Source organism: Caballeronia mineralivorans PML1(12) (genome assembly GCF_001028175.1).
Classification (GTDB): domain Bacteria; phylum Pseudomonadota; class Gammaproteobacteria; order Burkholderiales; family Burkholderiaceae; genus Caballeronia; species Caballeronia mineralivorans.
This window is the reverse complement of sequence record NZ_AEJF01000063.1, coordinates 40269-63282: the sequence shown is the minus strand read 5'-3', so window position 1 is coordinate 63282 and position 23014 is coordinate 40269. Positions and strand designations below refer to the sequence as shown.

22 protein-coding genes and 1 pseudogene are annotated in these 23014 nt (G+C 59.6%); 4 read left to right on the top strand and 19 right to left on the bottom strand.

Going from position 1 to position 23014, the window contains the following annotated elements; genetic code table 11:
- The 11 genes and pseudogenes from EOS_RS44255 to EOS_RS08745 all read right to left on the bottom strand — a co-directional run.
- Positions 1–156 (bottom strand): annotated as a pseudogene (locus EOS_RS44255) (L-seryl-tRNA(Sec) selenium transferase); the annotation flags it as partial.
- Between the two features lie 13 nt (positions 157–169).
- Positions 170–1165 carry a formate dehydrogenase accessory protein FdhE gene (gene fdhE / locus EOS_RS08790; protein WP_047846238.1) on the bottom strand — a complete coding sequence of 332 codons (996 nt, stop codon included), beginning with the start codon at positions 1163–1165 and terminating at the stop codon, positions 170–172.
- A gap of 131 nt (positions 1166–1296) precedes the next feature.
- Entirely contained in the window at positions 1297–1953 is a 657-nt protein-coding gene (locus EOS_RS08785) for a formate dehydrogenase subunit gamma (RefSeq protein WP_047846237.1), read from the bottom strand.
- Positions 1940–2872 (bottom strand): formate dehydrogenase subunit beta, encoded by a 933-nt coding sequence (gene fdxH, locus EOS_RS08780; protein WP_047846236.1) that lies wholly within the window; start codon positions 2870–2872, stop codon positions 1940–1942. Before fdxH ends, EOS_RS08785 begins: the two co-directional genes overlap by 14 nt.
- 9 nt (positions 2873–2881) lie before the next feature.
- Positions 2882–5950, bottom strand: a complete 3069-nt coding sequence (fdnG, locus tag EOS_RS08775; protein WP_152693096.1) for a formate dehydrogenase-N subunit alpha — start codon at positions 5948–5950, stop codon at positions 2882–2884.
- A 253-nt stretch (positions 5951–6203) separates the two neighbouring features.
- Positions 6204–6332 carry a hypothetical protein gene (locus tag EOS_RS48725; RefSeq protein ID WP_268760301.1) on the bottom strand — a complete coding sequence of 43 codons (129 nt, stop codon included), beginning with the start codon at positions 6330–6332 and terminating at the stop codon, positions 6204–6206.
- A gap of 105 nt (positions 6333–6437) precedes the next feature.
- Positions 6438–7217, bottom strand: coding sequence for an IclR family transcriptional regulator (locus EOS_RS08765; RefSeq protein ID WP_047846233.1), 780 nt, complete (start codon positions 7215–7217; stop codon positions 6438–6440).
- An 88-nt stretch (positions 7218–7305) separates the two neighbouring features.
- Complete coding sequence (locus tag EOS_RS08760; RefSeq protein ID WP_047846232.1) at positions 7306–8058, bottom strand: amino acid ABC transporter ATP-binding protein; 753 nt, start codon at positions 8056–8058, stop codon at positions 7306–7308.
- Positions 8055–8705 (bottom strand): amino acid ABC transporter permease, encoded by a 651-nt coding sequence (locus tag EOS_RS08755; RefSeq protein ID WP_047846231.1) that lies wholly within the window; start codon positions 8703–8705, stop codon positions 8055–8057. Before EOS_RS08755 ends, EOS_RS08760 begins: the two co-directional genes overlap by 4 nt.
- A 2-nt stretch (positions 8706–8707) precedes the next feature.
- On the bottom strand, positions 8708–9433 hold the full coding sequence (locus EOS_RS08750) for an amino acid ABC transporter permease (protein WP_047846230.1): 726 nt from the start codon (positions 9431–9433) through the stop codon (positions 8708–8710).
- A 62-nt stretch (positions 9434–9495) separates the two neighbouring features.
- On the bottom strand, positions 9496–10329 hold the full coding sequence (locus EOS_RS08745; protein WP_047846229.1) for an ABC transporter substrate-binding protein: 834 nt from the start codon (positions 10327–10329) through the stop codon (positions 9496–9498).
- A 453-nt stretch (positions 10330–10782) separates the two neighbouring features.
- Between EOS_RS08745 and EOS_RS08740 the strand changes: the two genes are divergently transcribed.
- Positions 10783–11598 (top strand): creatininase family protein, encoded by an 816-nt coding sequence (locus EOS_RS08740; protein ID WP_047846228.1) that lies wholly within the window; start codon positions 10783–10785, stop codon positions 11596–11598.
- Between the two features lie 55 nt (positions 11599–11653).
- Positions 11654–12826, top strand: coding sequence for a YncE family protein (locus EOS_RS08735; protein WP_047846227.1), 1173 nt, complete (start codon positions 11654–11656; stop codon positions 12824–12826).
- A 29-nt stretch (positions 12827–12855) separates the two neighbouring features.
- Here EOS_RS08735 and EOS_RS08730 read toward each other — a convergent pair whose 3' ends face one another.
- The 4 genes from EOS_RS08730 to EOS_RS08715 all read right to left on the bottom strand — a co-directional run bounded on the left by EOS_RS08730 (position 12856) and on the right by EOS_RS08715 (position 16896).
- Positions 12856–13494, bottom strand: coding sequence for an ankyrin repeat domain-containing protein (locus EOS_RS08730; RefSeq protein ID WP_087881906.1), 639 nt, complete (start codon positions 13492–13494; stop codon positions 12856–12858).
- Between the two features lie 40 nt (positions 13495–13534).
- On the bottom strand, positions 13535–14146 hold the full coding sequence (locus EOS_RS08725; protein WP_047846225.1) for a c-type cytochrome: 612 nt from the start codon (positions 14144–14146) through the stop codon (positions 13535–13537).
- Between the two features lie 9 nt (positions 14147–14155).
- On the bottom strand, positions 14156–15838 hold the full coding sequence (locus EOS_RS08720; RefSeq protein WP_047846224.1) for a pyrroloquinoline quinone-dependent dehydrogenase: 1683 nt from the start codon (positions 15836–15838) through the stop codon (positions 14156–14158).
- 227 nt (positions 15839–16065) lie between these two features.
- A complete protein-coding gene (locus tag EOS_RS08715; RefSeq protein WP_047846223.1) occupies positions 16066–16896 on the bottom strand; it encodes a helix-turn-helix transcriptional regulator in 831 nt (276 codons plus the stop codon).
- A gap of 85 nt (positions 16897–16981) precedes the next feature.
- Between EOS_RS08715 and EOS_RS08710 the strand changes: the two genes are divergently transcribed.
- On the top strand, positions 16982–17488 hold the full coding sequence (locus EOS_RS08710) for a hypothetical protein (RefSeq protein ID WP_047846222.1): 507 nt from the start codon (positions 16982–16984) through the stop codon (positions 17486–17488).
- 81 nt (positions 17489–17569) lie between these two features.
- Here the strand turns inward: EOS_RS08710 and EOS_RS08705 are convergent, their stop codons facing one another.
- Entirely contained in the window at positions 17570–18817 is a 1248-nt protein-coding gene (locus tag EOS_RS08705; RefSeq protein ID WP_047846221.1) for a DUF1479 domain-containing protein, read from the bottom strand.
- A 94-nt stretch (positions 18818–18911) separates the two neighbouring features.
- On the opposite strand from EOS_RS08705, the gene EOS_RS08700 reads away from it, so the two are divergent.
- On the top strand, positions 18912–19877 hold the full coding sequence (locus EOS_RS08700; protein WP_047846220.1) for a helix-turn-helix domain-containing protein: 966 nt from the start codon (positions 18912–18914) through the stop codon (positions 19875–19877).
- Positions 19878–20004: 127 nt separating this feature from the next.
- Here the strand turns inward: EOS_RS08700 and EOS_RS08695 are convergent, their stop codons facing one another.
- The 3 genes from EOS_RS08695 to EOS_RS08685 form a co-directional block, all read right to left on the bottom strand.
- On the bottom strand, positions 20005–21546 hold the full coding sequence (locus EOS_RS08695) for a methyl-accepting chemotaxis protein (RefSeq protein ID WP_047846219.1): 1542 nt from the start codon (positions 21544–21546) through the stop codon (positions 20005–20007).
- Positions 21547–21701: 155 nt separating this feature from the next.
- The gene (gene aroQ / locus EOS_RS08690) at positions 21702–22154 is read right to left on the bottom strand and encodes a type II 3-dehydroquinate dehydratase (protein WP_047846218.1); all 453 of its coding nucleotides are present in this window, start codon (positions 22152–22154) and stop codon (positions 21702–21704) included.
- Positions 22155–22163: 9 nt separating this feature from the next.
- Positions 22164–23000 carry a shikimate dehydrogenase family protein gene (locus EOS_RS08685; protein WP_047846217.1) on the bottom strand — a complete coding sequence of 279 codons (837 nt, stop codon included), beginning with the start codon at positions 22998–23000 and terminating at the stop codon, positions 22164–22166.
- Between the last annotated feature and the right edge of the window lie 14 nt (positions 23001–23014).

Sequence of the window (23014 nt, the reverse complement as noted above, 5' to 3'; positions counted from 1 at the left end):
ACGCCAGGCGTCCAGCGCACCGCGCAGCGCGGCCAGGACCTCGGACCGGCCAAACTCGTCAACCAGCGCCAGGAACCCCGCTGACGCCATCACCTGCTCCACCGATGGCACATGGGCCATCAGCGCCCGCAATTCGGCGCTCGTTACATCGCTCACAAGCCGATCCTTTTTAATTGGACTTGTAGGGTTGGTCAGTTTTTTCGTCGACTTGTTCCGGCCAGAGCCATGGATGTGGCGACGCCCGCCGATAACCCTCCTCGCCCATCAGCAAATCCAGCGTCAGGCTGGCGAGATCGTCGGCGAAGGGTTCGAAATCGTAGTCCTTGTCCTGATAGCCGATTTTGCGATACGTGTGGCATTCGTCGCACGATTCGGCCTTCAACGGCGCCTTTTTCGATTCGGCTTCCTTCGTCCCGGCATCGGCGTCGGGCGTTCCGAGCGCGTGATACGCGATGCCTTTCGTCGAGTCGCAGTTCGAGCATTTCGAGCGGACCATGTGCCACTCGGTCGCGCATAAACCGCATTGCAGGAAGCGGTAATTGTCGTACACGCCGCCCACCCGCACGGTGCTCGCCACGGGGTGCGAACCGCACACCGGGCAAAGCCCAAGCGTCTCCAGGTACGGCACGTCGCGCTTGTCGATGTCCGCGGCAAGGTCGGTCCACACCACTTGCAGCGCGGCCGAAATGAACGGTGCGCTCGCAGGATCGACTTCGGCGAAGCGCTGCGCAAAGATCGCGTCGGCTTGCGCTTCCAGGGTCACGGCGTCGAGCGACCTAAGTTTCTTGATCAGTTGTTCAAGCGCCGGTGTGAGCGGACCGGCAGCTTGCAGCTTGTCCAGCAAGCTGATTAAAACGTCTCGCCAGGCGGGATCGCGCGCGCCGGACAGCGCCGGAATCAACGGCATGGAATGCTTCTGCGCGCTTGCGATCAATTCAGCGCTGGGCGGCTTTGCCTTAAAACTCGCGATAGTCTCCTGCTGCGCGTCCGCGAGCGCCGCCATCAAGCGCAGATAACCCGCTATGGGATTGCTGCGTTCGGCGAGCTGGCGCAGCCGCGCAGCGCGCGCGAGGAACACGCTCGCACGCTCGGGCGTGCGGATGCGTGGAATGGCCGACTGATCGAGCGATTCAATCTCGCCGGCTTCTAGAATGCGTTGGACCACAATTGTTGACCTCTTGAAACTGGAGAGCCGCCGCGTTTTCGTTTAGTGAAGAACGTCGGCGGCCCGGTCACGTCGGGACTAAGTCTGGTTAAGTCGAGCTTAAGAGACGCTTAAGCCAAACTCACTTCCCTTCACTTCCCGATCGTTTCCTTGAACCATCTCGGATGGTGCTTTTTCGCCCAGCCATACGTCACGGTGCCGCGTGTCATGGCGCCGATCGATCCTTTGACCCACAACGCCGCGTAAATATGCACGACAATTCCGACGATCAAAACGAACGCTGCTGCAGCATGAACGACGGCAGCAAGGCGAATGATCTCGATCGGAAAATAGAACGAGAAATAGCGTCGCCAGATCACGATGCCGCTCGCCAGCAGCGCGAGCAAACACACGACCATCGTAAAGAAAAGCAGCTTCTGTCCGGCATTGTACTTACCAATGGCGGGCAGTTTTTCTTCGCGGTTGTTAAGCACGTCGTCAATCTGCCGCATCCATTGAATGTCGCTCTTATCCAGATAGTTGTGATGCCAGAACCGCAGTGCAAGAATCAGAAACGAGAGAAACATCACGCAGCCAATAAATGGATGCAGGATGCGCGTCCATTGCCCGCCGCCCAGAAGCGCGTACAACCACGACATGGCCGGGTGAAACATGGCCAGCCCGGACAACGCCAACAAGATAAACGTAATGGCGGTAATCCAGTGGTTGGTGCGCTCGTTCGGCGTATAGCGGATGATCAGCCCGTTACCCCTTACGTCGCGGACGACAGGATCTTCAATGTGTTTCATCGGATGCCTCCCGTGAACGGCGTGCTTCCTCGGCTTCATGTTGCGCTTCGGCTTCCTCAGCCTGCGACACCTCGTTCGGCCCGATACGCGTGTAGTGGAAGAAACCCGCCAGCGCCGCGACCGCGATGCCGGCAAGCGCCAGCGGTTTCGCCAGCCCCTTCCACAGATAAACCATCGGACTGATCTTAGGATTCTTCGCCAGGCCGTGATAGAGGCCGGGTTGATCGGCGTGATGAAGCACGTACATCACGTGCGTGCCGCCCACCCCTGCCGGGTCATACAGCCCGGCGTTCTCGAAGCCGCGTTCCTTGAGATCCACGATGCGGTCCGCTGCCTGCTGCTTCATGTCCTCTTTGGTACCGAACATGATCGCGCCGGTCGGGCACGTCTTCACGCAAGCCGGTTCCTGTCCGACAGCCACGCGATCCGAACACAGCGTGCATTTGTAAGCACGGTTGTCCTGCTTCGAAATACGCGGCACGTTGAACGGGCAGCCCGTTATGCAGTAACCGCAGCCGATGCAGTTTTCCTCGTGAAAATCCACGATGCCGTTCGTGTACTGCACGATCGCGCCCGGCGAGGGACACGCCTTCAGACAGCCCGGGTCCTCGCAATGCATGCAACCGTCCTTTCGGATCAGCCACTCGAGATCGCCCTCGGTGTTCTCGTATTCCGAGAACCGCATGACCGTCCACGAGTGTTCGGTCAGGTCGCGCGGATTGTCGTAGACGCCGATTGAATCGCCGACTTCATCGCGCAAGTCATTCCATTCCATGCAAGCCGTCTGACATGCCTTGCATCCGATGCACTTCGACACATCGATCAGCTTGGCGACCGTTCCCGTGACCGGTACGCGAACCTGCGGTTCGGGCAGCGTGGTGGCGGAGAGACGTTTGATATCCAGTGATTGCAGTGCCATCTCTTCTCCTTATGCCTTTTCGACCTTGACCAGGAACGACTTGAATTCCGGTGTCTGCGAATTCCCGTCGCCCACGGAAGGCGTCAGCGTATTGACGAGATAGCCCGGCTTCGTGAGTCCTTTGAAGCCCCAATGCAACGGCAAGCCGACTGTCTGTACTTTTTTCCCCTCGATCATCAAAGGTTTGATGCGCTTGGTGACGACTGCCACGGCCACGATGTGCCCGCGATTCGACGACACCTTCACGCGATCCCCCGCGACCACACCCACTTCCTTCGCCAGATCCTCGCCAATTTCCACGAACTGCTGCGGCTGCACGATCGCGTTGAGGCGCGCGTGCTTGGTCCAGTAGTGGAAATGCTCGGTCAAACGATAAGTCGTCGCGGTATGCGGGAAATTCTCGTGCGTGCCGAACGCGGCCCGATCGTCCGGGAACACGCGCGCCGCCGGATTGCTGACGACCGCCTTGTTGTCCGGATGCATCGGGTTGTAGCCCAGCGGATTTTCGAACGGCTCGTAATGCTCCGGGAACGGCCCTTCCACCAGGCCGTCGCGCGAGAAGAACCTCGCCACGCCCTCCGGATTCATGATGAACGGATTCATGCCGTTTTCCGGCGGTTCGTCTACCTTGAAGTCGGGAATATCCGCGCCAGTCCACGACTTGCCGTTCCACGCAATCAGCTTGCGGGTGGCATCGAAGGGCTTGCCGCTGACATCGCATGAAGCACGGTTGTACAGGATCCGTCGATTAGCCGGCCACGCCCACGCCCAGTTCAGCGTATTGCCGATACCGGTCGGGTCCGAGTTGTCGCGGCGGCCCATCTGATTACCCGCCTGCGTCCACGATCCGCAGAAAATCCAGCATCCGCTCGCCGTGCTGCCGTCGTCGCGAAGTTGCGCGAAGCCCGCCAACTGCTCGCCTTGTTTCGCGAGCACCTTGGTTTTGTCCGTGACATCCGTCACGTCCGCCAATGCCTTGCCGTTGAACTCCATCGCGATTTCTTCAGGCGTGGGGCTTTCCGGGTCGGCGTACGGCCAGCTCATGTTGAGAATAGGATCGGGATATTTTCCGCCCTGCTCCTTGTACGCCTTCCTCATACGCAGCCACAGCCCGGACATGATCTCGAGATCGCTCTTCGATTCCCCCGGTCCAGCCGCGCCTTGCCAGTGCCACTGCAACACGCGGCTGGAACTCACCAGCGAGCCGCGTTCTTCCGCAAAACACGTGGTCGGCAAGCGGAACACTTCCGTCTGGATCTTCGATGCATCGACGTCGTTGAACTCGCCGAAGTTCTTCCAGAACTCGGACGTTTCAGTGGCGAGCGGGTCCATGATGACGAGCCATTTCAGCTTCGCCAGACTCGCACCGATCTTCGACTTGTTCGGCGCCGCCGCGAGCGGGTTGAACCCCTGCGCGATGTAACCGTTCATCTTGCCCTGGTTCATCAACTCGAACACTTGCAGCATGTCGTAGGACTTGTCGAGCTTAGGCAGATAGTCGTAACCGAAGTTGTTATCGGCGGTTGCGTTAGCGCCCCACCACGACTTCATGAAGCTCACATGGAACGCACGATAGTTGCGCCAGTAGCTCAACTGGTTCGGGCGCAGCGGCTGCGTCGCGCGCTTCTTGATAAAGCCCTCGTAGTCCTGCTCGGCTTCCATGGGCAAGGTCATGTAGCCCGGCAACAGGTTCGACATCAAGCCCAGGTCCGTCAGGCCCTGGATGTTCGAGTGCCCGCGCAGCGCATTCATGCCGCCGCCAGCAATACCGATATTGCCCAGCAACAACTGCACCATTGCGCCCGTGCGGATGATCTGCGAGCCCACTGAGTGATGCGTCCAACCGAGCGCGTACAGAATCGTCCCGGCGCGCCCAGGCACTGCAGTGGATGCAAGCATCTCGCACACCTTCAGGAATTTCTCCTTGGGCGTACCGCAAATCTTCTCGACCTGTTCGGGCGTATAGCGCGAGTAGTGCTGCTTCATCAGGTTGTACACGCAGCGCGGATGCTGCAGCGTGGGGTCTATCTTGGCGTAACCGTCGTCGCCGCGTTCGTAGTCCCAGGTCGCTTTGTCATAGCTGTGTTTTTCCGCGTCATAGCCGGAATACAAACCGTCCGCGAACGCGAAATCCTCGCGAACAATAAACGGAAAGTCCGTGTAATTCTTGACGTACTCGTGCTGGATCTTGTCGTTGGTCAGCAGGTAATTGATCACGCCGCCCAGGAACACAATGTCCGAGCCGGTCCGGATCTGCGCGTAATAATCGGCAACCGAAGCTGTCCGCGTAAAGCGCGGATCGACCACGATCAGCCTTGCCTTCCGATGTGCCTTTGCTTCCGTGACCCACTTGAAACCGCACGGGTGAGCCTCGGCCGCATTGCCGCCCATGACCAAAATCACATCCGCGTTCTTGATGTCGACCCAATGGTTCGTCATCGCTCCACGGCCAAACGTCGGGGCAAGACCTGCCACCGTCGGGCCGTGTCAGACACGTGCTTGATTGTCGAATGCCAGCATGCCAAGACTGCGAACAGTCTTGTGCGTCAGATAACCGACTTCATTGCTACCGGCGGATGCTGCGAGCATGCCGGTGGTCAGCCATCGGTTAACCTTTTTGCCGTCTTCTGTCGTCTCGACAAAATTCGCGTCGCGGTCTTCCTTCATCAGCTTGGCGATGCGATCCAGCGCGTCTTCCCACGACACGCGTTTCCATTCATTCGATCCCGCCGCGCGATATTCCGGGTACTTAAGGCGGCTCGGGCTATGAATGAAGTCGATCAGGCTTGCGCCCTTCGGGCACAAAGTGCCGCGATTGACCGGATGATCCGGATCGCCCTCAATATGAATAATGCTGGATTTGGCGTTCTTGGCGTTGTCGCCCAAGCCATACATCAGGATGCCGCAACCTACCGAACAGTAGGGGCAGGTGTTGCGGGTTTCAGTGGTTCGCGACAGCTTGTATTGACGGACTTCCGCTAGTGCAGGTGCCGGCGAGAAGCCCATCAGGGCCAAACTCGATCCGGCAAGCGTGCTTGCTGAAACCTTCAGGAACTGTCGCCGGGACATTTGTAACATCGTGCGCCTCGGCGGTTTTTGGGAGACTGAAACAATTATAGAATCGCGCTGAAAATTACGCAGCGAACATTATTCCTGCGGAGGAGCGTGACCACTGATTTTATTTTACGCCCTCATAGTTTATGGTTTCTTAATCTCCAGCTCCGCCACGAATATCCCGACTACTCCCCGTCGCGGCTCCACTGGGGGCGGGTTCAATAACGGCTTATATGGAACCGGCGCGGGTAGTAATAAGTAGAGCTACCGGTGGCGTTTACCCGCGTCCGATGTCTCCGAGGAAGCCGGAAACCTTCGCCAGCCCCTCTTGGAGAACATCGAGCGGGTTGGCGAATCCGATCCGGATATACCCTTCCATATCGAACGCACTGCCGGGTGTAAACATGACGCCGGCGGCCTCGATGCGACCTCTACCTGGAGTGCGAGCATCTGCAGCACACCGGTTCGTTCAAGTCTCGCGGCGCTATGCAAGCAATGCCTCGTGCGGCAATCAGCTCGCCATTCCGAAACTCGTTCCGTAATATGGCTGCGATAGTGTTTTAGCCGAGCCTATGAGGTCTTCCAGCATGGCCGCGCGCTTGTTCGGGTCTGTGTCGCGGCTGGTCATGAAGCATAGCGCGGCAACGGCTTGCCCGTTCTTGTCCCTGACGGGCGCGGCCATGCAATATCGAAACGTGTGGGACAGGCCTTCCGTGCAGAAAAACCCTTGCTCTGCGGCACGTTCGACATCTCCCAGAAATTCCGGTACTTCGATCCGCTTGCCGTTGTCGAGGATAAAATCTTCCTCCGGAATCAACGAACGAATCGCGTCCGCCCTCAAATGCCCTAGCAACAAACGGCCGGACGCGGTCCAGGGAATGGGCACTTTCACGCCTATGTCCGAGCTGATGTTGAACGGACGGGAACTGTTTTCCGACAGGACCACGGTGTACTTGTTGCCCTCCAGCATGCATAGCTGGGCAGTTTCGTCGTGGCGCCGGACAAGGCCGAGAATGACCTGGTGAGCCCGGCTGATCAAGTCGTTGTGCACGGCATAGTCAGACCCGTAGTAGTGCATCTCGCGGCCGAAGAACACACTGCCGTCGGCGCCTGCTTCCAGCCACCCTGCCTCGGTCAGGATCGTCACGAGTTCGTAGATGCTGGAGCGCGGTGCGCCGGTCGCTTCGATCAGTTCGCGCATTGTCATCGGACGCCGCACGCTATGCAATTGCTTGAGGATGGAGACGACCCGGTCGACTCCCCTCGCCCTTGAAGATTCCGCTACAGACATGACTCGAACTCCGTCGGCAATATGATTTGCTTTTTCGATCTTTGACTGACGCGAGTTTAGCGCGTGAACAGTTGCATACCGGTTGCGCTCAATGATCGAGGACCCGGTGCAGGAACTGCTGCGTGCGCACATTCTGCGGATTCACGAAGATCTGCTCGGGTGCGCCCTGCTCTGCAATCACGCCCTTGTCCATGAACACCACGCGGTCGGCGGTCTTGCGCGCAAACCCCATCTCATGCGTGACGACCACCATCGTCATACCGTCGCGTGCAAGGCCACGCATCACCTCGGTGACTTCGCCGACCAGTTCAGGATCGAGCGCCGAGGTGGCTTCATCGAAGAACATGATGCCCGGCTCCACGGCCAGTGCGCGCGCGATTGCCACCCGTTGTTGCTGGCCGCCCGACAACTGGCTTGGATAGTGATCAGCACGATCGGCGAGACCCACGCGATCAAGCGCGTCCATTGCACGCTTGCGGGCATCGGCGGGATTCATCTTGCGCGCCTTGATCAAGGCCAGCGAGACATTGCCCAACGCGTTCTTGTGCGGGAACAGGTTGAACTGCTGGAACACCATGCCCACGTGCCCGCGAATCTCGCGTGCGCGGCGTGCGTCGTGAAGCGGCACTTCGTTGACCCAGACCTCGCCGGCATCCGCGGTTTCAAGACCGCTCATGATGCGCAATACGGTGCTCTTGCCTGAACCGGAGGCGCCTATCAGGACGAGCACTTCGCCCTGGCGCACGTCGAGGTTGATCTCCTTGAGCACCTGGGTGGTACCGAACGACTTGGTGACGCCGCTCAGGTTGATGATGGGTTTAGGCGCGATGGCAGTGTTCATGACAACAGGCTCCTTCTTCGATCATGGCGGCGCACCCACCGCGACAGGGGAAAGCAGACAACGAAATACAGCACGGCGACGAGACCATAGATCTCCACCGGCTTGCCGATCCGGTCGACAATCGCCTGGCCCTGGTGCATCAACTCGGACATGCCGATCATGCTGACAATCGACGTATCCTTGATAAGGGACAAATACTGGCCGATCAACGGCGGCAGTACGATCTTGCCGGTCTGCGGCAGGATCACCGAAAAGAACGCCTGCGCCTTGCTTAGTCCAAGGATTTGAGAGACTTCCCACTGCCCCTTCTGGACCGACTCAATCCCCGAGCGGAAAACCTCTGCAATATAGGCACCTTGGTAGACGCTGAGCCCTATCACGCCGGCTGCGAAGACGTCGATGGCATAACCGAAATACGACACACCGAAATAGATGAACATCAACGTGATCAGGACCGGCGTGCCGCGAAACAGCTCGGTGTACAGCCGGGCGAGGCGTGGCGTGCCCCACGGCCCGAAGGTCCGTAATACGGCTGCCAGCAGCCCCACGAGCGTCCCGCCCACGATTGCCGCTACCGAGAGAATGAGTGTGGTCAGCAGGCCCTGAAGCAGGATGGGCAGGCTGGTCATCAACAGATCGCTTGTCATGTTCACTCTCCGGTTCCAGGACTCACGCGCCGCCTGATCATGAACGGCATGCGCGTGCGTTTTGGCAGCACGAGCGGTGGATGAAACAAGCGCGCCCCAATCACCCCGGCGACCCACGACAGGAAGTTGCTCAGCGCAAGATATGCAATCAACGTCACGGTAAAAGTCTGGATATACAGCAACGTGCGCGAGTTTATGACGGTCGCCATGCCGGTCAGTTCCGGCAACGCGATGGCCGACAGCAACGAAGTCCCGAGCAGAAGCTGGATCAGGTTGTTGACGATCGCGGGATAAACGGCGCGCGCGGCCTGCGGCATGACCACTTCAATGAAGATCTGCGAACGCTCCAGGCCCAGGATGGAAGCCGCCTCCAGTTGACCGCGCGGCACCGACTGAATCCCGGCTCTGAACACTTCCGCAAGATACGCACCGACATTCACGCCGAGTGCGATAACACCCGCGGTATACGCATTGAGCGTGATGCCCATCGACGGCAGGCCGAAAAAAACAATGAAGATCTGCAGCAGCACCGGCGTGTTGCGAATCACCTCGATATAACAACTGGCGATCGCACGCAGCACTGCAACCCGCGACGTGCTCGCCAGTGCGGCCAGCAAGCCGAGCAGCATCGCGACGACGAAGGCCAGCAGCGTGACCTGGAGCGTCAGCCACGCCGCTCGCACAAAATCGTTCAGATAGCCCGACAGGGTCACCCATTGATAGCTCATTGCTCCTCCGTCTTCAGACTTGCGCGATGCAACCGGCGCCGGCGCTTCAGTACTTCAGTACTTCAGTACTGCGGATTCAACGCGAAACGCGGATCGGCTCCGAACCACTTCTTGTACAGCTGAGCGTTCATCTTCGACGCGTTGATCTGGAACAGGAACAGATTGAGGTAATCGAGCCAGACCTGATCGCCCGCCTTCACACCGAACGCGTTGTATTCCAGCGGAACGAGTGCTTCGTCGGTCACGGTCAACTCGGGATCGAGCGACGCCTGATAAGCGAGGAAGTTGTTGTCTTCGATCATCGCGTCGGCCTGGCCTTGCTTCACCGCGAGGATGGCGGCCTGCGAACTGTCGAATTCCTGGATCTTCACTTGCATGTTCAGTGCGCGCACTTCGTCGCCGTTCGTGGAACCCTTTACCGTCGCGATCGTACGGTTGGACATGTCCTTGATTGACTTGATGCCGCCGCTCTTCTTGACGAGCAGCGCTTCACTGGCCACGACATAGGGATTGGTGAAGCCAATTTCCTTGGCCCGCTCAAGATTGCGCGTGAAATTGCAGAAAACCACATCGACCTTGCTGGTTTGCAGGTTCGGAATACGGTTGGCGCTCGTTGTATTGACGACCTCGAGCTTCACGCCCATTTGTTTCGCCAGTTCTTTCGCGAGGTCGACGTCGTAACCGTCAGGCGCACCATCCTTGTTATAGAAACCGAAGGGAGCGAAGCTCAGACAGTCACCTACGCGCAGCGTGCCGCGCTGCAACACCGCCTTCAGCGCGGACTCTGTCGCTCCGTCCTGGGCGGGTGCGGCAACCTTCGTGCAGCCGGCCAGCGTCAACAGACCGGCCACCGCGAATAAACAGGCAATACGTGCGCTTTCTTTGACAAGTCTCATTTGGATCTCAGCCTTGAAAGTGAAAATGTCCGCTTAGGGACCGCTTAGGAACAGACGGCGGCGGCCAGAGAAGCCCCTGGGCTCAACGCCCTTCCCATGCCCGGGCATGGGCCTGCATAAATCGATGTTGCGGTCCGGCCCGCCTCGCATGAACGATCGCCGATGCCGGATAGAGCACTTAATAGAGCACCTGAACTAGTTGTCCGATATACCGGAATGATGTCCGGCACAGCAGATGAACGAAGTCTTTCACAGAAAAAAACACGTGGCAATGGGGGGTGCCGCTGATGCGAACGGCTGGTTTGGTGTTGCGAATTCGATCTCGCGTTTTCATCCACGGCGGCGAACGATGCAGATAATCTAGAGGGCATTCCGCGTCGCGAGCCTGTCGCAGAGCTCGCAAAGACGCTTCGCGGGTCGAGACCCAGCCCGAGTTTTCCACGAGGATCATTTATGCGTTTTCCCTTACGACAGACTGTCGTCGCCGCCCTTCTTCTCGTCGCCGCGCAAATCGCCCTTGCGATTCCGCCCAAGACTGTCGAGCTCGAGGACCTGACGTGGACCGAGCTGCGCGACGAGATCCATGCGGGCAAGACAACCATCCTCATCCCGATCGGCGGGACCGAGCAGACCGGTCCTTATGTCGCGCTCGGCAAGCACAACGTGCGGGTCAAGATCCTGTCGCAACGCATTGCCGAAGGACTGGGCAATGCAATCGTTGCACCTGTGATCGCGTATGTGCCCGAAGGCAACACCGCTCCTCCGACTTCGCATATGCGCTTCCCCGGCACGATCACCGTACCGGACGATGTATTCGAAAAGACGCTTGAATCGGCGGCTAGCGGCTTCAAGGTCCACGGCTTTCGCAACATCGTTTTCCTCGGCGATCACGGTGGTTATCAGGACGATGTCCGGCGCGTCGTTGCACGGCTCAACAAGAGCTGGGCGGGTTCGGATGCGCGCGCGTTCGTCCCGGCCGAGTACTACGGCACCAGTTCCACCGGGTACAACCAGATCCTTCGTGAGCACGGCGTTCGGGACGACGAGATCGGCACGCACGCCGGCCTCGCCGATACCTCCCTGCTGCTCGCAGTCGCACCGCAAATGGTGCGGCTCGACGACATGAAAAACGCGCCCAAGCCGGGGCCTTCCGTGGGTGTTTATGGCGGCGATCCGCGGCACTCGACCGCGCAACTCGGACAAGCCGGCATAGACGCGATCGTGTCGCGAACCATCGTTGCGATCAAAAAAGAAACTGCCGGACACTGACGCTATCTTCCTCGCCGGCGTCGAGCTGGTGCTTCAATCAATTACGGGATTTGCCATGCATTCGTGTGCTCGCCGCCTCTTGCGCCTCGCCTCTTCGATCAGTTTCGCGACCGCCGGTTTATGGTCAACGAGCGCTGCGTTCGCCGCGCCCGCCGTTGCCACGGTGCCCGGCATGCCACCCGTGGTCGACGCCGCCAATCTTTATAGTGAAGCGGGTGCGGGCCATCTCAGTGCGTCGGTAGCCGATGCTCTGCCGCGGGTCTACGTGCCGAACCTGCGCTCAAACGATGTGGTTGTGATCGACCCGGCCACGCTCAAGGTAGTCGACAAATACCGCGTCGGCTTGAGCCCGCAGCACGTGGTTCCGTCATGGGATCTGAAAACCCTATGGGTGGCGAACAACGCCGAGGGCCGCACCGACGGCAGCCTGACACCGATCGATCCGAAGACGGGCAAGCCCGGCCACGCAGTGATGGTCGACGACCCGTACAACATGTATTTCACGCCGGATGGCAAGGAGGCCATTGTCGTGGCCGAAGCGCGTGCGCGGCTCGACTTTCGCGACCCGCATACCATGACGCTGACCTCCAGCCTGTCCGTGCCCCAGTGCAGAGGGATTAATCACGCGGACTTTTCCATCGACGGAAAATACGCGCTTTTTACCTGTGAGTTCGGTGGCCGTCTTGCGAAGATCGACATGGTGAAGCGGGCCGTCGTCGGTTATCTTCAACTCGACAAGAAAGGTATGCCGCAGGACATCCGCGTGGCGCCCGACGGCCGCGTGTTTTACGTCGCCGACATGATGGCCGATGGCGTCTACGTGATCGATGGCGACAGCTTCACGAAGATCGGATTCATCCCGACGGGCATCGGTACGCACGGACTCTATCCGAGCCGCGACGGCAAGCGCTTGTATGTTTCGAATCGCGGATCGAACCGCGTTCACGGAGCGCCTCACGGCAAAGGCAGTGTGTCGGTCATCGACTTTGCCACGCGAAAAGTCCTGACAACCTGGCCGATTCCTGGCGGCGGCAGCCCGGACATGGGCAACGTCAGCGCCGACGGCACCATGCTGTGGCTCTCGGGCCGGTACGACGATGTGGTGTACGCCATCAACACGTCGACCGGTGCGGTCACGTCTATTCCGGTCGGCATGGAACCGCACGGCCTCACCGTCTGGCCGCAACCCGGGCGTTATTCGCTGGGTCACACGGGCAACATGCGTTGACGCGTGAGCAGAAGCGACGCAAGCCGCACTCACTGCTTCGATAAAACCAGCGCGACCTGCTTCGATCCGGTCTGGTCCGCGATGTCCCTCGCCGTCAAGCCGCGATCGTCGCGCATGTCGCGTTTGGCCCCTCGTGCAAGCAGCAGCGACACCGTCTGTATCTGATCGTAGCCGGCCGCCCACATGAGCGCCGTCAGGTGGTTGTGATAAACCGCGTTCACATCCACGCCCGCATCAAGCAGTTGCTCGACCACAGCGGTGTGTCCGAGTCCGGCCGCATATTCGATCGCGGTCTTGCCCACGCGATCCGTACTGGCCAGGTCTGCATGATGGGCAAGCAACAACGCGACAAGCTCCTCGTAGCCGCCGAACGCCGCCGCCATCAGCGGCGTCACGCCCTGCACGTCGGCCTGGCTGACGTTCGCGCCATGATCGATCAGGACGCGCGCCATCGGCGCCAGGCCCTTCTTGCAGGCGCTGATCAACGCCGTATCGCCGATACGGTTACGCGAATCAACAGCGGCGCCTGCGTCGAGCGCTCGCGTCACGCCCGCTTCGTCATTGCTTCGCGCCGCCGCGAGCAGTTGTTCATTGACGCTCAGGTCGTTCGCCCAAACGACGCCGCTGAGAGCACCGAGCGCGAGAGCGGTCACGCACCAGCCAGACATTCTCTTCATCTCACACACTCGCAAAAGAAGCTTGCTCGGCCTATTGAAGATTGACGATGTAATTAGCGAGGTTCTCGATATCCGCATCGGACAGGCCGGTTGTCACGCTTGTCATGCTGCCTGCGTCGTTGGTACGCCTGCGCGCGCGGAAATCCTCGAGCTGCTTGACGATATATTGATAGTGCTGCCCAGCCACTCGCGGCATCTCGTTCTGCCCGATGAAACCGCCGAGATGACACATCGTGCACAAGACTTCAGCGGCCTTCTTGCGGCCGGCGTCGACCTTGATGGGATCAGCCTTGAAAACAACCGGCACCGGCTGTTGCGCCGCGAAATAGTCGGCGAGGTCATGCATGTCCTCGGGCGAGAGGTTGGCCGCCATCGGGCTCATGCGCGGATCATTACGGCGTCCGGCCTTGAAATCCCGGAGCTCGAGATAGAGGTAACGCGCCGTCTGGCCGGCGAGAACCGGATAGTCCGGACTGGTCGAATTTCCCATCGCACCGTGGCACGCAACGCAGGCTACCGCCTTGGTTTTGCCCGCATCGGCGTCGGCATGAACGGCAACAGGAAGCGCCCAGAAACTCACGCACACACTCAACGCAAGCGCATGCCGTTGTCCAGCTCGAAGACGCTGCCAGGGACCCCTCATCCCCACGTCCTAAGGCAACGCGAACACAAGCACGCTGTTGCCGCGCTTGAAGTCGAGTTGCGTATTGCCGCCGGCCGCGACCGCGATGTATTGCTTGCCGCGAACGGTGTAGGAGACTGCCGGCGCGTTGACGCCCGCACCGCACTGGAACTCCCAGAGCTTCTTGCCGGTGGCTGCGTCGAAGGCGCGGAACAGCCCGTTGCCCTCGCCGTTGAAGACCAGGCCGCCGGCGGTCGCCAGCACGCCGCCGATCAGCGGCTGCGCTGTCTTAAAGGACCACGCGATCTTGCCGGTATCGATGTTGACCGCGACCAGCTTGCCCCATTGCTCTTCCGAAGGAATGGTCTTGAAGGCACCGCCAAGCCACAGCTTGCCGCCCGGGTAAGCTACATCTTCCACCTGGTACGTCATCGGCTGATGCAGGTTTGCCGCATATGCCATGCGGGTTTTCGGATCGAAGGCCATCGGCGACCATTCGACGCCGCCATTCGCACCCGGCAGCATGCGTGCACCGGTTGGTGTCGGCAGCGTCCACACACCCTCTTGCGGAATCATGGCCTCGGAGAAGCGGATCAGGTGTCCGTCGCGACGGTCATGCACATAGATAAACCCCGTCTTGCCGCCGTGGATGATACCCGGAATCATATGGCCGTTCTTGTCCCGCACGTCGACCAGGATCGGCGGGCTTGCCGCATCGAGGTCCCATAGATCATGCGCGATGTATTGGTAATGCCACTTGTATTTGCCGGTATCGAGATCGATTGCAACGAGCGAATCAGTATAAAGATTGTCTCCTGGACGCACCGCGCCATACAGGTCAGGCGAAGGATTGCCGACCACGAAATACACCGTGTGTTCTTTCCGGTCGATGGCCGGCGTCATCCAGACACCGCCGCCGAGCGTCTTGTAGAAGTCCCCGCCCTTCGCCGCCAGTTGCTGCTTTTCGTTCGCGACGTCGCGCTTCATGTTGCGGCCGACCGCATCGTTTTCTGCCCAGATGCCTTCCTGCCCCGTATCCGGGATGGTGTAGAAGGTCCACAACAGTTGGCCGGAGTCGGCATCGAACGCTTTCACAAAACCGCGAATGCCGTATTCGCCGCCGTTCGTGCCAATCAGCACCTTGCCGTCGACCACGACCGGCGCCATGGTTTCCGAGTAGCCAAGTTCAGGGTCCGCAATCTGGGTTTCCCACAAGAGCTTGCCGGTCTTGGTATCGAGTGCGACGAGCTTGGAGTCGAGCGTGCCCATGTACAAGCGATCGCCGAAGATCGCGACACCGCGGTTATTCGGCCCGCAGCAATAGGTCGTGACCGAGCCCATCTTGTGTTTGTAATGCCAGTATTCCTTGCCGGTCACGGCGTCGATGGCGTAGACGTGGTTATACGACGTGGTGAGGAACATCACGCCGTTCGACACAATGGGCGCCGTTTCCATCGATTCCATCACAGCCGTCTGAAACACGAATACCGGTCTGAGCTTCGACACGTTTGCCGGAGTGATTTGCGTGGCGGGAGCGAACCGCGTCTCGGTGTAAGAGCCGTTGGGCTGCAGCCACGCGGCCTGGTTACCGCCGGCCAAATCGAGTTGCTGCTGTGTCACCGGTCGCAGTGCGTCCGGCATGGATGCCGCTTGAGTGGTCGCGGCACCTTGTATCTCGTCGGCGGCAAGCGCTGTTACGCCCGGCGCGAGCATGCCAAGTGCGGAGCAGGCAAACAGGGAGAAAAGCGACGTACGGGATCTGGACATGAGGGTCTCCCGATAGTTCTTTTTGTTGTGCGGCGCACTAATTATTCAGTCATCCGCATCGATTAAGAATAGGTGAGCCGAAATGGCTTTTCCAGATTTAATGAACCCGGCTTAAACCGATAAGCACTTGGTGCGACGTTATCGGTTCACTTCTTTCAATAACCCTGCGAACGCTATTCCACTCCCCCTTTCAACCGACGATAAGCGCTCGGGCTCATTCCCATGATTCGCCGGAAGTGGCTATTGAATGTCGACACGTCATTGAAGCCTGTCTCCAGCGCTACGCTCAAGACGCTCTCGTTGGACCCGCGAAGACGCACGGCCGCCTCGTGCAATCGCGTACGCATGAGGTACTGGTAAGGCGTCACGCCTACGACCTGCAAAAACAGACGCAGAAAGTGATATTGGCTGGTCGCGGCTTCACTCGCCAGATCCGCCAGCGCAAGCGGCTGATGCGACTCTCGCTCGATCCTGCGCAAAACGGCGGCGACCCGTAGTTCATCGCGCGGGCTTGGTGTGCGCCTGGGCCGCTTTGCGCCGGCTAACGCTGACGACACCGTGCCAGCCAGACACAACGCCAACTCTTCAAACGCTGCAAAGTCGCCATCGGCGCGCGCAGCTTCCGCTGCCGCGACGATGGGTATCAACGCCGGTAATGGTGGCAGATTCGGCACATCGAATGAAATGTGCCGCGCACCCGGCACGGCGGAGATTATTTGCTCGAAGAACTCAGGTGTGAAATGAAAGGAGAGGCAGCGGTCTCCGGCGCTGTGCTCGTGGCTGCATTCATAACAATGTTGCTCATTGCCGAGCAGAACTGCCCCCGGCGCAAGCGTGGCCGACCCTTGAGTTGAACGATAGCGGAAGGTGCCCGACATCACTGCTGCAATGCACAGGGCCTCGTGCTGCTCTTCGAAAGGCCGGTCGTGCGAACTGGCGGTGCAGACGACGTCATGGACGCGCCATCCGGAGCCGGCTGCAAGGAGATCGGGAGTGGGAGCCATATCCAAAGATATAGCAATTTTCCCCAAGCCGTGTGAGCCGTTGCTGCTTAGGATAGGAAATCCAATGCCTGACGGAGTTCTTACCATGCCCACATCGAAATCCTTGATTGATGCTCTTCATACCAATGAGCCCGCTGCCGATCGCGCCGAAAAAATGAAACTTTACGGCTGGTTGATTGACCGCGGCGGCCGCTGGGAGATGGACACGATCGTCTACGGCGACGACGGCACGCCGCAACCTGGCCGCGGCGAAATTCATTTCGGTTGGGTGCTCGAGGGCCGTGCGATCCAGGATGTATGGATTCTTCCCGGGATCTTCCACGGCACGACGCTGCGGGTCTACGACCCTGCTTTGGACGCCTGGCACATCCTGTGGAGCGACCCGCTCCGCCAGTACTATTCACGGCAACTGGGCCGTGCTTCGGGTAACGACATCGTCCAGGAAGGCCACAACAGCGCAGGCGACGCCGTGCGCTGGAGCTTCACGGAAATCACGCCGAACTCCTTTCGCTGGATTGGCGAACGTTCCCAGGATCAGGGGAAGACGTGGCGCGTCGACGCAGATTTTTCTGCGCGCCGCTTGATGGATTAGCAACGCGAGCAATCGACTATGCAGACACGCGTACGCCTCTATGGGCGTACGTTATGTCCGGTCTCAGGATGCGTTGACCGCTTACAGATTGAGACCGAGTTGCGCTCTACCCAGCGGCGTCAGGTCGTCGGTGGTAGCTCGTCCGACGAAATCGACTTCGAAGTGGTCAGACGGAAAGTCGGGCGGACTCTTCCCTTCAAGAAAGGCGGGCAATTGACGCTCCAGATAGTCGTTGTTCTTGGCACACGCCGGCGCCGACGCGATATACATCACGTTGCTGTACCCGGTGCCATGATGTGCGTCTTCCACCGCATGGATCACATCGCTGTGCCAGAACACCGTGTCGCCGGCTTCCATCTTCGGTATAGGTGACAGCGCGTCGAATAAGGGTCCATGCCATTCCGGCTTGATCGACAACGCGCGTCCCGGCATTGCGCCGCAAAGGTCATCTTCGGCAACGTCGTCCTGAAGGGCGCGCAGCAGGATATAAACCATCGAGTTGGCAATCGGAACGAGTTGTAACGTGCCGTCGCCTGGCCCTTGGGGAGTCAGCGCCGTCCAGCCCTGGAATGTGCGAAACATGGAACAGACCGCCGGCGACGCAATCTCCAGCACGTCTGGCCGGAACGCGGCGTCGAACGCATCGTAGCGTCGCCAGTTGCCGTCGAACACATGTCGGTACACTTTACGAAAATTGCTTTCGATCCAGCGTTCGACGGAGCCACCATCGCAGTGCGCGGACAGACCGAGAGATTCCGAGCCGGGCGGCCGGCGACGCAGACGGTCGGCATAGACCGGCACGTGGTCAGGAGCGAAGTGCACGCGACCCTCGCTTTCGTTGCGCCACAGCCGGTTCAGGAACACGCGCGCGGCCGTGAGCGATGGTGCCTGCCGAGCCAGTACTTGTGGCCTGGACCAGTAGATGCCGTAGATTTGCGGCTTGCTGGACTGGAGTTCGCCGAAATATTTATCCTCCGCGCGATGCTGCAGCCGCCTATCGAGATCGTTGCGCTCTACATAGTCAGCAATCTCCCTGTCCCAAGCTTCGACGAGCTTACGGTCGAATACATTGCGGATCACGCATGCCCCGCGCACCTTCACGAGTTCGATCTGCGCCGGCCCGACGCGCTGTTCGGCGATGTCGGAAAACTGGATCACGGGAATGACGGCTTCGCCCCGGTCGCGTCGCTCTGCGATAAGCCGTGCTTCTTCACTGATCGCTTTTTCGACTTCAGCGAATACCTCGCGATAGTTAGGCAATCTCTCGCGGAGCTCGCGTTTTGCCTGCCGGATAGCGGCGGGCAGATCATCAATTTGCAGTGCTGCCATGTCTGTCTCCGTTTGCGTTGACTACCACCGGAGCATAGGCCGTGAGTACGCCGAGCAGTGATACTATACAGACAATTATTTTGCAATTTCGGCCATGAAACCAGCGTATGAGCACGTCGAGTTCGGCGACAGATGTTCAGTCCGCATCTATCACAGGCGCCTGCCACGCATTCCGTTTGAGTGGCATCACCACCCGGAGTACGAGTTGACCCTGACCATGAACAGTCAGGGAAAGCGGTACATCGGTGATTCGGTGGTGGACTACGAGGCAGAGGATCTAGTACTGGTTCCGCCAGATCTTCCGCATACGTGGGCATCGAACCGCTCGATCGATCCGTCGTCACCACAGGTGGCGATCGTGATCTGGTTTGATGGCGACTGGGCGCGGCGGCTCGCGGATTGTTGTCCGGAATATGAAGCGCTGCACAGGCTGCTGCGCAGGGCAGCCTGTGGTCTGGCATTCGGACAGGACGCGGGAGCGGCGATGCGATTGCGCGCGAACGACCTGCTTTCGAGCGCGCCGCGTGAGCGTCTTGCCGCGACGCTCGATATCCTGTGTGCGCTCGCTGATGCGCCAGGAGCTCCACTCGCATCGCCCAGCACATTCAACGAAAGGACCGAGGGGCCATCGGGACATGAGCCCGAACGGATCAACCGTGTGCTCTCGATGATCGACGCGCGGTTCGCCGAGCCGTTGCGGCTGCCGGAGCTTTGCGCGGCTGCAAGTCTGTCGGAACGCACGCTCACGCGTTATTTTGCTCAGCACATTGGCGAGAGCGTGAGCCGATACATCACCCGCGTCAGGATCGGCCACGCGTGCCGGATGCTTGCCGATACGTCATTGCCCGTTTCAGTAATCGCGACACGGTCCGGTTTCGCGAACATTGCAAACTTCAATCGGCAGTTCAAGGCAATGAAGGAGACGACGCCTGCCGCGTATCGCAGGCAGTTCGCGTCGGGAAGCGTGCTGGATGCGGTCTTCTCTCCGCCGCTGACAGAACGTTCACCATCGCTTCGACGTGGAGCTGGAAGGCTAACGCGTTCTGAGGCTGAAGACTAAACTCGGCGAACCGCGGCAGGAAGAAGCTGGCCTGAGTTTTCACGTCTGCAGTGTGCATGGGTCTCCATGCACACTGACATCAGAATGGCCGCATCGCTTTCTCGCCTGCTTGTTCTACTGCGTGCAATTAGCCCTCCAACCGGAACACCCCCACCATCGCGCGCAGCCTTCCGGCCTGTTCATCCAGCGAAGCCGCGGCTGCCGCCGCTTCTTCGACCAGTGCCGCATTCTGTTGCGTGGTTTCGTCCATCTGCGACACCGCGCGATTGACCTGTTCTATGCCGGTGCTCTGCTCGATCGATGCCGCTGCAATCTCCCCCATGATGTCGCTGACGCGCTTGATCGACTGCACGATCTCGCGCATCCGTTCTCCCGCAACCGCGACCTGGCCCGTGCCGTCGTCGACGCGTGCTACCGACGATCCGATCAGTTCCTTAATGTCCTTCGCCGCCGACGCGCTGCGCTGCGCCAGTGTCCGCACTTCGCCGGCGACGACCGCGAAGCCGCGACCTTCGTCGCCGGCTCGCGCCGCTTCGACCGCTGCGTTCAGCGCAAGAATATTGGTCTGAAATGCGATGCCTTCGATCACGCTGATAATCTGGCCGATTTTCCGCGACTCGTCAGCGATGCTCTGCATCGTGCCGATCACTTCGTCCACCGCGCTACCGCCGCGTTCGGTTGCATTCGACGCGAGCATAGCGAGCTGGCTCGCCTGACGCGCGTTGTCCGCGTTCTGCTTCACCGTCGCGGTCAATTGCTCCATGCTCGCAGCGGTCTCCTGCAAAGACGCCGCCTGTTCTTCCGTACGTTGCGACAGGTCGGTGTTGCCTTGCGCAATTTCACCGGAGCCGGTCGCGATTGAATCGCTCGAACGCTGAATACCCTGCACCAGATCGCACAGCTTCAGGCGCATTTCGCTCAACGCAAACAGCAGGCTCGAACGGTCCGACGGCGCGAGCTTGATGTAAGCGCCCAAATTGCCCGCCGCAATTTGTGCGGCAAATGCAGCTGCGTCCGCCGGCTCGCCACCAAGCGCGCGAGTTACGCTCCGCGTCATGAACCAGGCCATGGCGCCGACTGCCAGGAAGATCGCGATCGCGATACCGACCAGTGTCTTGGCGAGCTTCCAGTAGGCGGCATTGATGTCGTCGTGGAAGAAGCCCGTGCCAATCCACCAGCCCCACGCCGGAATCGTGACCACGCCTTGCAACTTCGCTTCGAGCGGACCGTCTTGCGTGCGCTTGATCAGCACATCCACCAGCGCGATATGGTCGTTCGCGAGACCTTGCTGATACGCCTGCGTATCGGTCAGATTGCCGTTCGTGGTCTTGTTGCCGCCCGTCTTGGTACCGATCAGCTTCGCGTTCGGATGAACGAGGTTGATACTCTCGGTGTTGGTTACCCAATAGTAACTTTTGCTATCTGCATTCAACTGGTTGAGTGCTGTTTTAGCGGCGGACTGCGCGTCGTCGCGACTCATCTTGCCGCTTGCTTCCAGCGACTGGTAGTACAGCGTCAGATGTTCGGCCTTGTTCAGCAGCGTAACGATTTGCCCTTGACGGCTTTCGATGAGCGCATGGTCGAGTTGCGACAGCGCGATCGCGGCTATGCAGATGACGCCCGCCAGCGCTGTAATAACAAGTAAAAGCAGTTTGGTCGATACTTTCATGGGTGTTGAAGCGCGCACGGCGCATCCTTGTCGAAGTGAACGCTACAACTCGTATATCGGCCCGCCAATATTGACCTTTAGGCTTCCTTTTCGTCTAACTAAGGCAAAAATAAACCTCCTGTTTCAGCCCCTCTCTAACAATCACAACCGCTTACTTAGCTTGGCGACACCTGCACCAACGCATCGATGGCAAGGGCATAACCCTTGACGCCCAGGCCGACGATAATCCCGCGCGCCGCCGGCGAAATATACGAGTGGTGACGAAACGATTCCCGCGCGTGAACGTTGGAGATATGAAGCTCGATCAGCGTGACGCTTGCGCCCTTGATAGCGTCGTGAAGGGCAATCGATGTGTGCGTGAAGGCTCCCGGATTCATCACGACACCCAGCATGTTGCCCGCCGCCATCTCCCGGCCGGCCTCGTGAATCCAGTCGATCAGCACACCCTCATGATTCGACTGCCGGCACTCCACCTCCACACCGAGCCGCTCGCCGGCTTCCTTGCACAGCGTCTCGACGGTCGCGAGCGTGTCGTAGCCGTACTGCGCAGGTTCGCGTTGGCCTAGCAGGTTGAGATTGGGTCCGTTGAGAACGAGCACCTTTTTCATGGCATCACCTCATGAGTATTTGATCTGCGCAACCGCGCGCAATTGCTCGGGCGTAGCCGTGCCGAAACCAAAGAACTCGAGATACGCCGGAATCATTTCGAAGAGCATGTCGGTGCCGACCTGCACCGCGCAGCCCTTCTCTTTGGCTGCGCGTAACAACGGGGTGTATTCGGCTTTCATGACGACTTCGCCAACGAACGTGCCAGGCGAAATGCGGTCGATGTCGAACGGCAGCGGGTCGCCGTCGTTCATGCCAAGCGGCGTTGCATTGACGACCACGTCGTAGCCTGCGGGGTCCCTGGAGCCCGTCGTAACCACAAGCTGCGGATAGTGCTTGCGCAAGCGGTCGGCAAGCGCCTCGACCGCTGCGGTGCTGGTATCGAAGAGTGCGAGTCCTGCTACGCCCGCTGCAGCAAGCGACGCCGCGATCGCAGAGCCCACGCCGCCACTGCCGAGCACGAACGCACGCGCACCCTTGAGCGGCCTGCCCTTGCGTTCGACGCCTCGCGTGAAACCCGCGCCGTCGAACTGATCGCCGAGCAGCGTACCGTCGGGGCGCAGGAGAATCGCGTTGCATGCACCGGCAATGCGGGCCGTGGGCGTCAGTTCATCGACGAGACTCGTGGTCGTCACCTTATGCGGCATGGTCACCAGCGCGCCGCGAATGTTGGCGAGCCGGAACAGGGATGGCAAGACACTCGCGTAGTCCTCGGCCTTCACGCCCATCGGCACCACCACCGCGTCGATGCCGTTCTGCTCGAACCATGGGTTGTAGATCATGGGCGCTTTGAATGCCTCCGTCGGATAACCGATGTGGGCAATCAGGGTGGTTTTTCCGCTAATCATTGCTGCGTGCCTCA

What these genes read in the sequence shown, in the direction of transcription:
- fdxH (WP_047846236.1), bottom strand. Translation starts at nt 2,872, where the DNA reads ATGGCACTGCAATCACTGGATATCAAACGTCTCTCCGCCACCACGCTG.
- EOS_RS08700 (WP_047846220.1), top strand. Translation starts at nt 18,912, where the DNA reads ATGAAACCAGCGTATGAGCACGTCGAGTTCGGCGACAGATGTTCAGTC.
- EOS_RS08745 (WP_047846229.1), bottom strand. Translation starts at nt 10,329, where the DNA reads ATGAGACTTGTCAAAGAAAGCGCACGTATTGCCTGTTTATTCGCGGTG.
- EOS_RS08720 (WP_047846224.1), bottom strand. Translation starts at nt 15,838, where the DNA reads ATGCTCGCGCCGGGCGTAACAGCGCTTGCCGCCGACGAGATACAAGGT.
- EOS_RS08695 (WP_047846219.1), bottom strand. Translation starts at nt 21,546, where the DNA reads ATGAAAGTATCGACCAAACTGCTTTTACTTGTTATTACAGCGCTGGCG.
- EOS_RS08755 (WP_047846231.1), bottom strand. Translation starts at nt 8,705, where the DNA reads ATGACAAGCGATCTGTTGATGACCAGCCTGCCCATCCTGCTTCAGGGC.
- EOS_RS08785 (WP_047846237.1), bottom strand. Translation starts at nt 1,953, where the DNA reads ATGAAACACATTGAAGATCCTGTCGTCCGCGACGTAAGGGGTAACGGG.
- EOS_RS08765 (WP_047846233.1), bottom strand. Translation starts at nt 7,217, where the DNA reads ATGTCTGTAGCGGAATCTTCAAGGGCGAGGGGAGTCGACCGGGTCGTC.
- EOS_RS08705 (WP_047846221.1), bottom strand. Translation starts at nt 18,817, where the DNA reads ATGGCAGCACTGCAAATTGATGATCTGCCCGCCGCTATCCGGCAGGCA.
- EOS_RS08730 (WP_087881906.1), bottom strand. Translation starts at nt 13,494, where the DNA reads ATGTCTGGCTGGTGCGTGACCGCTCTCGCGCTCGGTGCTCTCAGCGGC.
- EOS_RS08715 (WP_047846223.1), bottom strand. Translation starts at nt 16,896, where the DNA reads ATGGCTCCCACTCCCGATCTCCTTGCAGCCGGCTCCGGATGGCGCGTC.
- EOS_RS08725 (WP_047846225.1), bottom strand. Translation starts at nt 14,146, where the DNA reads ATGAGGGGTCCCTGGCAGCGTCTTCGAGCTGGACAACGGCATGCGCTT.
- EOS_RS08750 (WP_047846230.1), bottom strand. Translation starts at nt 9,433, where the DNA reads ATGAGCTATCAATGGGTGACCCTGTCGGGCTATCTGAACGATTTTGTG.
- EOS_RS08740 (WP_047846228.1), top strand. Translation starts at nt 10,783, where the DNA reads ATGCGTTTTCCCTTACGACAGACTGTCGTCGCCGCCCTTCTTCTCGTC.
- EOS_RS08735 (WP_047846227.1), top strand. Translation starts at nt 11,654, where the DNA reads ATGCATTCGTGTGCTCGCCGCCTCTTGCGCCTCGCCTCTTCGATCAGT.
- EOS_RS08710 (WP_047846222.1), top strand. Translation starts at nt 16,982, where the DNA reads ATGCCCACATCGAAATCCTTGATTGATGCTCTTCATACCAATGAGCCC.
- EOS_RS08760 (WP_047846232.1), bottom strand. Translation starts at nt 8,058, where the DNA reads ATGAACACTGCCATCGCGCCTAAACCCATCATCAACCTGAGCGGCGTC.
- EOS_RS48725 (WP_268760301.1), bottom strand. Translation starts at nt 6,332, where the DNA reads ATGTTTACACCCGGCAGTGCGTTCGATATGGAAGGGTATATCCGGATC.
- EOS_RS08685 (WP_047846217.1), bottom strand. Translation starts at nt 23,000, where the DNA reads ATGATTAGCGGAAAAACCACCCTGATTGCCCACATCGGTTATCCGACG.
- aroQ (WP_047846218.1), bottom strand. Translation starts at nt 22,154, where the DNA reads ATGAAAAAGGTGCTCGTTCTCAACGGACCCAATCTCAACCTGCTAGGC.